Here is an 8,448-nt window from a genome sequence, read left to right on the forward strand (position 1 = left end):
GGGACGAGCATCGCCGACCCCTTCGAGCGCGCCGCCGCCGACCGGCCGGCGTTCGATCACTGGATCGCCGCGCTCGAACAGCGCGGCGTCGCGCCCGACACGAAAGCACTGTGGACCGACTATCGCGTCGGCGCACTCAGCGGCTATTTCATGGCCGTCTTCGCGTCGATGAGCGTCGAGCGCACGGCACGCGGCGACGAGATGTTCGCGGTGATGGCCGAACGCCCCGCGCGGCAAGCGCTGGCGCTCGGAAGCCTCGACCTGCTCTAGCGAAATCTTGCGGCCCGAACGCGGCGTATCACGTCCGCGACTGGGTCAGCCGATGGACCGGGCCGAATTGGGCGATGGCGGCGCCGATAAAGGGCAGCGCGACGAGCCACAAGCGTACGCCGGTGACCCCGAGCGGGCTCGCAATGCTGATCGCCGCCGTCGCGCCGAGGCCCGCACAGATCAGCAACAGGCCGACGATCAGCCGCCAGTGCGGCACCTCCCTGTCGCTCCCGCTCGCGCGCTCGTAGCGTGCGAAAGCCATGATCAGCGGAAACAGTGCCGCGATATAGAGGGCAAACCAGACAGGACGCGCCAGCCACCATGCGCCACTGCCTGGCTGTACGTCGAGCCCGATCCCGCCGAATAGCCACGCCGCAACCATCACGAGGACGAAGGCGGTAAGGTGCCAGAGGTAGATCGTCATGATCATGCCATTGACGAGCACGACGCCGGTCCAGATGCGAAGATTATCGAGCATCCGCCGCCCAGCGGGCTCGAGCGCGAGCGCAAAGCCCGCCTGTGCGATGCCGAGTGCGAGCAGCGCGATCGTCGGGGGCATCGAATTGCTGAGGCCGCTTCCCGGCACACCGATCATCGCGACCGGATAGGGCCCGAAGCCGACAAGCAGTCCGAGTGCGACCAGCCCTCCGATACCCCACAGCAAGGCCCGGCCCGGCGACAACCGCCCCTCGCTCCATGCAAAGCCGAGCTGGTGGATCGCAAGCCAGACGAAGGCGAAATTGAGGAAATTGACGTAAGGCACGTCGAAGCGCAGCGTCGCGACATCGATCGCCACCGCCCCGACAGCAAGCATCCAGAAGGAGGCGAACCCCCATCGCTTCCATGCCTTCCACGTCAGCGGCACGACCGCCGCGACCATCAGGTAAACCGACAGGAACCACACCGGAATCAATGCAAGCTGCGCCGCCATCGCAACGACGGCGCGATCGATCCCCGCGAGCGTGCCGAACATCGCGACGAGCGTCCAGATCAGGAACAGCGGCAGCACCGGGTTGATCAGCCGCTGGAGCCGGCCGCTGCACCAGCTTTCGTAGCTGCTGCCCTTGCGCTGCGTCGCCGCCCACGACATGCCGTTCGAGAAACCGCCGACGAGGAAGAAGAGCGGCATCACCTGGAATCCCCAGGTCAGCCACTGCGTCCACGGCAAGATGCCGAGCAGGTGTCCACCTTCGACCGCACCGTCCTTCATATAAGGCGCAGCGACGAGCCAATGGCCCACCACGACCGCGAGGATCGACAGTGCGCGGAGGAAATCGACATAGCGATTTCGCTCGGGCGGAGCCTGCCCGGCCATCTCCCTCGCTCGCGACCAGATGCTTTTGCGAACGGCGCCAGTGGTTTCGCTCAAGATATCGGCCCTCCCCGGATGGAAACCCCAAGCTAGTGTCGCGGCGCGTCAACGCAAGCCTTTGCCTTGGCGCGCGAGCCTTGCTATCGGCTCTGGGCAATGGCCAGTACCAACGACGACCTCCCGCCTTCCGAACCCGTTCCCGGCATGATCGATACCCCGTTCGACAGCGCGCTGTCCGAACGCTATCTCGTCTATGCGCTGTCGACGATCACCGCACGTTCGCTGCCCGACCTGCGCGACGGGCTGAAGCCCGTTCACCGCCGCCTGCTGTGGGCGATGCGCGCGATGCGGCTCGATCCGTCGCAGGGGTACAAGAAGTCGGCACGTGTCGTCGGCGACGTCATCGGCAAGTTCCACCCGCACGGAGACACAGCAGTCTATGACGCGATGGTCCGCCTCGCGCAGGACTTTTCGCTCCGCTATCCGCTCGTCGACGGTCAGGGCAATTTCGGCAATATCGACGGCGATAACGCGGCGGCATATCGTTACACCGAGGCGCGGCTGACGCGCGTCGCGATCGACCTGATGCAGGGCCTCGACGAGGGCACGGTCGATTTCCGTCCGACCTATAACGGCGAGGATGAAGAGCCCGAGATCATGCCGGGGCTGTTCCCGAACCTGCTTGCCAATGGCGCGAGCGGGATCGCGGTCGGCATGGCGACCAACATCCCGCCGCACAACGCCGCCGAGGTGATCAATGCCGCGCTGGTGCTGATCGAGAACCCGCGCGCCGAGCTTGGCGAACTGCTCGAACATGTCAAAGGCCCCGATTTCCCGACTGGCGGTATCGTCGTCGACAGCCCCGAGACAATCGCGCACGCCTATGAAACCGGGCGCGGCGGCTTCCGCGTCCGCGCGCGCTTTTCGACCGGCAAGCTGGGTGACGGTAGCTGGGAAGAGAGCGGGATTGAGAAACAATCGGGCGGTACCTGGCAGCTCGTCATCAGCGAAATTCCGTACGGGGTCGCCAAGGGCAAGCTGATCGAGCAAATCGCGCAGCTCATCGCCGACAAGAAATTGCCGATCCTTGAGGATGTCCGCGACGAAAGCGCCGAAGATCTGCGTATCGTGCTCGAACCCAAGAGCCGCAACGTCGACCCCGAGGTGCTGAAGGAAAGCCTGTTCCGGCTGACCGATCTCGAAAGCCGCTTTGCGCTCAATCTCAACGTGCTCGACGCGACGCGCACGCCGAAAGTGATGGGGCTGAAACAGCTGCTCACCGAATGGCTGCAGCACCAGATCATCGTCCTCGTCCGCCGCGCGCAGCACCGGATTGCCAAGATCGACGACCGGCTCGAACTGGTCGCGGGCTATATCATCGCCTTTTTGAACCTCGACCGGATCATCGAGATCATCCGCAACGAGGACGAACCGAAGCCGGTGATGATCGAAGAATTCATCCTGACCGACCGGCAGGCCGAGGCGATCCTCAACATGCGGCTGCGCAGCCTGCGCAAGCTCGAGGAAATGGAGCTGAAGCGCGAGCAGGCCGATCTGACCGCCGAGCGCGAGGAACTGGCGAAGCTGATCGAAAGCCCGGCGCGGCAGAAGACGCGGCTGCGCAAGGATCTCGAGAAGCTGCGCGACGTCTATGGGCTCGAAACCTTGCTCGGCGCGCGCCGGACGACGATTGCCGAGGCCGCCCCGACCCGCGAAATCCCGCTCGACGCGATGATCGAGAAGGAACCGGTGACGGTGATCCTGTCGAAGCGCGGCTGGATTCGGGCACAGCGCGGGCATGTCGCCGCTGACCAGTGGGCCGAGTTCAAGTTCAAGGAAGGCGACGAACTGCTGTTCGCCGCGCACGCGCAGACGACCGACAAGCTGCTGATCGCCGCAAGCGACGGGCGCTTCTTTACGGTCGGCGCCGACAAGCTGCCCGGCGGGCGCGGTTTCGGCGAGCCGCTGCGGCTGATGGTCGACATCGACCCCGAGGCGCGGATCGTCGCGATGATCCCGGCGACGGCGGAGGGCCGGCTGCTGCTCGCGTCGACCAGCGGCCACGGTTTTGTCGCCCAGATGGCCGAAGTCGTCGCCGAAACGCGCAAGGGCCGGGGCGTCGTCAATCTGAAGCCCAAGGCCGTGCTCGCCGTCGTCCGCCCTATCGCAGCGACCGACGACAGCGTTGCAGCGGTCGGCGAGAACCGCAAACTCGTCGTCTTCCCGCTTGCCGAAGTACCGGCGATGGCGCGGGGCCAGGGCGTGATGCTGCAACGCTATCGCGATGGGGGGCTGTCGGATGCGGTCAGCTTCGCCTTTGGCGACGGATTGAGCTGGGCGATGGGCGGCGATACCGGTCGCACGCGCACCGAAACCGACCTCGCGCCATGGCGCGTCGCGCGCGGCGCGGCGGGCCGGATGCCGCCGACCGGTTTTCCACGCAATAACCGCTTCGACTGACCGTATTTTGATGTTGCCGTAAATAGCTTCTTTACTCCCCGGCAACTACGCAATGGCCAATGGGGAAAGGTCGCTTAAAACCCGCTGTTATGCCTATTGATAGAACCGGTGAAGACCGGCCCTCTCTGTTTGTCGGATGGATCGATGCGTTGCCGGTCCCGGCGGCGCTTATCCGCCCGCTCGGCCGCGGCAATTTTCGCCTGCACGCCAGCAACGCGGCCTTCGACCGGCTGAAACTGTCGCCCGCAGGGGTCGACGCTCCGATTGAGCTGCTCCGCGCGATCGAGCGGGCGTCGCAGCACCCCGATGAAGCGCAGGAATTTTCCTGCCAACTGGGTGACGGACCCGCCGCGCGCGACCTGCGCGGATCGATCGGCCCGCTGCCCACCGAATCGGGCGACGACGACGGGTTGTTTCTGCTGACGCTAATCGACCGGACGCAGGAAATGATGACCGAGCGCAACCTGCGCCGCGAACTCGTCTCCGACAGCCTGACCGGCCTTCCCAACCGTGCCGGCTTCGAGGAGCTGGTCGAACAGCGCGCCATGGTCGAAGGCGGCGGCACCGACCATGCCATCCTGCTTCTCGATCTCGCGCGCTTTTCGCGCATCAACGAACATATCGGCCCGATGGCGGGCGACGAACTGATCATCACCGTCGCGCGGCGACTGAAATCGAGCCTGCGTAGCGGCGACATATTGGCGCGCACCGGCGGTGACGAATTCGCCATCTCGTCGCGCATTGCGGGCGGCCGCGCCGATGTGCGCGAGATGGCGCGGCGCATCCGCGGTTGCTTCGATCACCCCTTCCGGATCGGCGAATTGAAAGTCAGCGTCGACTGCGCACTCGGCTGTGCGATCCAACCCGCAGCTGACACCGATGTCGCCGATCAGATCAGGCATGCGCAGATCGCGCTGAAACGCGCGAAGCAAACCGACCGCATCGAAATCTACGAACCCGAAGCCGCGATGCTGTCCGACAACCGTTTCGGCCTCGAAACCGAGTTGCGTAATGCCATCGAGGAAGACCGGCTGCACCTCGCCTTCCAGCCGCTGATCGAGCTGTCGAGCGGCCGCGTCGCCGGGTTCGAAGCGCTCGCGCGCTGGGACAACAGCAGCGGCCATTCGGTCTCGCCCACCGAATTCATCCCGATCGCCGAGGATTCGGGATTGATCGTCCCGCTCGGCCAATGGGCCATCGGCAAGGCTGCCGCGGTGCTCGCTGAATGGGACCGGCAGAACGGCGGCGCGGTCGTCGACTGCTATTTTTCCGTCAACGTCTCGGCGATCCAGCTTCTGCGCGACGATATCGCCGGTGTCGTGCGCCAGGCGCTCGAAAAACAGGGCATCGGCGGCGAACGGCTGATGATCGAACTTACCGAAAGCGCCATCATCGGCGATCCCGACCTCGCGCTGTCGGTGCTCAGCGAGTTGAAGGCGCTTGATGCGCGCGTCGCGATGGACGATTTCGGTACCGGCTATTCGAACCTCGCCTATCTGCAGCGCCTGCCGATCGACGTGCTCAAGATTGATCGCAGTTTCGTCGAGCATATGGTCGACGACCGCGACAAGGTCGCGATCGTCCGCACGATCCAGAGCCTCGCCGAAGTCCTCGGCATGCGCACGACCGCGGAAGGGGTCGAGACCGCCGATCAGGCGCGGCTGCTGTCGGCGCTCGGATGCGATTTCGGACAGGGATTTCTGTTTGCGCGGCCAATGGAAAGCGCCGCTGCCCTGGATTATTGGCGTCAGTCGCTGGTGCGGCCGATCTTCTGATCAACAAGCTCGGCGACTCTGGCGGCGCCCGGAAAATCCTCGGCGACCCACGCGGCCTCGACAGCTTTCAGGATGCGCGCGACGTCGGGCCCTGCGGCAATCCCTCGTGCGACGATATCGCCACCCTTCACCGGTAGCGCCGGCACCTGCCAGTCCTCAAGATCGCGAGCCGCGACGGCATCGCCCGCCAGCAAGTGGACGTCGCGCGCGGCTTCGATGCCGACGGCGTGCGCAAGTTGTCGCGCCGGCCGCGCAATGTCACCGCGATGTCCGGCAAGCACCGCGAGATGCTTGCGCTGCCGGGTCGAGAGCCGCAGCCGGCTCGCCACTTGCTCGGCAATCGCGGCGTCGGCGGGAAGCAGCGCCGACAGGCGGCGCAGCGATGCCGGCGCCGCACCCGCCGCACGTTCATTGGCAAGCAACCGGTCGAACATCACCGCAAAGTCCGGATCGAGTTCGGGCAGCAGCACTTCGAAAATGCCATCCGTAGCCATCTGCACGGCGATCGCGCGCGGATCGGGCAGCGACAATATCTTGAGCAGCTCGTCGGCGATCCGTTCGCGCGACAGGCTTTTGAGCGACTGGCGCGCGGTCACCACTGCTGTATGGCTTGCGGCGTCGAGTTCGCCGCGGCCAAAGCGCGCCGCGAAGCGGTAGAAGCGCAGGATGCGCAGATGATCCTCTGCGATGCGCGTCGCGGCGTCGCCGATGAAGGCGATGCGTCCGGCATCGATGTCGGCGAGACCGCCGAACCAGTCGTCGATCAGCCCCGTCTCCGGATCGGCATACAGCGCGTTGATCGTGAAGTCGCGCCGCGCCGCATCATCGCGCCAGTCCTTGGCGAAAGCGATTGTCGCACGGCGTCCGTCGGTTTCGATATCGTGGCGTAGCGTCGTGATCTCGTAATGGTCGCCGCTCGCGATCGCGGTGACGGTGCCGTGCACGATGCCCGTCGGGATCACCTTGATGTCAGCCATTTCCAGCCGCCGTGTCACCTCCTGCGGCAGGAGCGGGGTCGCCAGATCGATGTCGGTCACGGGCAGGCCCAGCAAAGTGTCGCGGACAGCGCCGCCAACGATTTTCACGGCGCCGCCATTGCTGTTCAGTGCAGCAACGATCCGTCGCAAACCGGGGCGGTCGCGCCATTCAGCGGCAGGCAGCGCCATCACCGGTGCCACCCCGCGGGCAGACGCCGCGCCAGATTGATGATGATTCCCGCCGTCACACCCCAAATCCGCCGTCCCTGCCAGTCCATGTCGTAATAATGGCGATCATGCCCCTGCCAATTCGCATGCTGGCGCGCATAATTGTCGGGGTCGAACAGGATGTCGAGCGGCACTTCGAACCACTCGTCGACCTCGTCAGGATTGGGATCGAAGCGCAAATCGGGCGGAATGACCCCCAGAACCGGGGTGATGATATAGCCGCTGCCCGAACGGTAAGGCTCGGTCGCGCCCGCGACCATCACGTCGCGGCGATTGAGCCCGATCTCCTCTTCCGCCTCGCGGAGCGCGGCGTCCACCGCATCGCGATCACCCGGATCGATCTTGCCGCCGGGAAAGGCAACCTGCCCCGCGTGGCTGCGCAGCCATTGCGGCCGCTGGGTCAGGATGACGCCGGGGTCAGGCCGGTCGGTGAAGGCGATCAGCACCGCGGCATCGCGCAGGGTCGGCATGCCGAGATAGGTCTCGTCCTCGCCCGGATCGGGCAGCAGATTGTCGAGCGCGATACGCAGCTTTTCGGAGAGCATCAGGCGCCCACCAGCGGGAAGCGCGCGCCGTTCGACCAGATCGCGGGCGGCTCGGCGCCCTCGGCCAACGCCATTTCGACGATCTCGTAATAGAGCGCCCGGTCGATCCGCGCTTCGAGACCGCCCCCGATCTCCCCGCGGACGTGGAGGCGCGGGTCGGGATCGTCGGCATTCCTGCCAAAGCTCAGCGGGTGGTCGGCACCGGCCATGACCAGATCGTCGGTGCCAAGGCGGAAGACGAGCTTGCGCGCCGCGCCCACGCCTTCGCTCTTCATTTCGACCGCACGGAAGGGCGTATCTTCAACGGCGATCGTCAATTTTTCAGCGGGGGTGACAAGCACATGGCTCCCGTCGGGTTCGCGGCGCAGGATCGTCGAGAACAGCTTGACCATCGCCGGGCGGTTGATGCGCCCGCCTTCATGATACCAGCTACCGTCGCCGCGGATCTCCATCGCGCTGTCACCCGCATGCTCGGGATGCCATTGCTCGACGGGCGGAAGTTTATGCGCGGCGAGGAGTTCCGCCGCCTCGGTCAGCGAAAGCCGGGAAAATTCCTTGGGGAGCGAGGGAGCCGGGCTGACCATATATCTGACATAGGCGGCCGTACAGCCTGCGCAACCCCGCAAGGATCAGCGCGGCCCGATCATTCCCTGACCCGTCGGCAGTTCGTGTCCGTTCACTGCCCGGGCGAGCAAGCGGCGTTTCTCGAACGGACCGGGCAGGTCCCATGCTCCTGTCGCCTCGGCCTCGAAGCCGAAGAAGCGCCCATAATATTCGGGATCGCCGATCATCATGAGTGCGCTGTCGGCGCAGGTTTCGGCCGCTTCCAGCATATGAGCCATCAGCGCCCGGCCATGCCCGCCGCGCTGGGCGTCGGGACG

The 8,448-nt window shown here is 65.4% G+C and carries 6 protein-coding genes and 2 pseudogenes; 3 read left to right on the forward strand and 5 right to left on the reverse strand.

The window, feature by feature from the left end; translation table 11 throughout:
• Window positions 1-270, forward strand: a pseudogene (locus tag VGD20_RS09385) (aminoglycoside phosphotransferase family protein); the annotation flags it as partial.
• Window positions 271-298: 28 nt separating this feature from the next.
• Here VGD20_RS09385 and VGD20_RS09390 read toward each other — a convergent pair.
• Window positions 299-1,585: an acyltransferase gene (locus tag VGD20_RS09390; protein ID WP_331134187.1), complete on the reverse strand. Its 1,287-nt coding sequence runs from the start codon at window positions 1,583-1,585 to the stop codon at window positions 299-301.
• A gap of 153 nt (window positions 1,586-1,738) precedes the next feature.
• Between VGD20_RS09390 and parC the strand changes: the two genes are divergently transcribed.
• Both parC and VGD20_RS09400 read left to right on the forward strand, forming a co-directional pair.
• Complete coding sequence (gene parC, locus VGD20_RS09395; RefSeq protein ID WP_331134188.1) at window positions 1,739-4,042, forward strand: DNA topoisomerase IV subunit A; 2,304 nt, start codon at window positions 1,739-1,741, stop codon at window positions 4,040-4,042.
• Between the two features lie 149 nt (window positions 4,043-4,191).
• Window positions 4,192-5,817, forward strand: coding sequence for a putative bifunctional diguanylate cyclase/phosphodiesterase (locus VGD20_RS09400; protein WP_331134189.1), 1,626 nt, complete (start codon window positions 4,192-4,194; stop codon window positions 5,815-5,817).
• Here VGD20_RS09400 and VGD20_RS09405 read toward each other — a convergent pair.
• From VGD20_RS09405 to VGD20_RS09420, 4 genes and pseudogenes are all read right to left on the reverse strand, one after another.
• On the reverse strand, window positions 5,790-6,983 hold the full coding sequence (locus VGD20_RS09405) for a CCA tRNA nucleotidyltransferase (protein WP_331134192.1): 1,194 nt from the start codon (window positions 6,981-6,983) through the stop codon (window positions 5,790-5,792). The genes VGD20_RS09400 and VGD20_RS09405 overlap by 28 nt on opposite strands.
• Window positions 6,983-7,567, reverse strand: coding sequence for a CoA pyrophosphatase (locus tag VGD20_RS09410; protein ID WP_331134190.1), 585 nt, complete (start codon window positions 7,565-7,567; stop codon window positions 6,983-6,985). The genes VGD20_RS09405 and VGD20_RS09410 overlap by 1 nt, the downstream gene beginning before the upstream one ends.
• Window positions 7,567-8,151 (reverse strand): DUF1285 domain-containing protein, encoded by a 585-nt coding sequence (locus tag VGD20_RS09415; protein WP_331134191.1) that lies wholly within the window; start codon window positions 8,149-8,151, stop codon window positions 7,567-7,569. The genes VGD20_RS09410 and VGD20_RS09415 overlap by 1 nt, the downstream gene beginning before the upstream one ends.
• Window positions 8,152-8,196: 45 nt before the next feature.
• A pseudogene (locus VGD20_RS09420) lies at window positions 8,197-8,448 on the reverse strand (GNAT family N-acetyltransferase); the annotation flags it as partial.

The organism is Sphingopyxis sp., from assembly GCF_036402335.1.
In the GTDB taxonomy this organism is placed as follows: domain Bacteria; phylum Pseudomonadota; class Alphaproteobacteria; order Sphingomonadales; family Sphingomonadaceae; genus Sphingopyxis.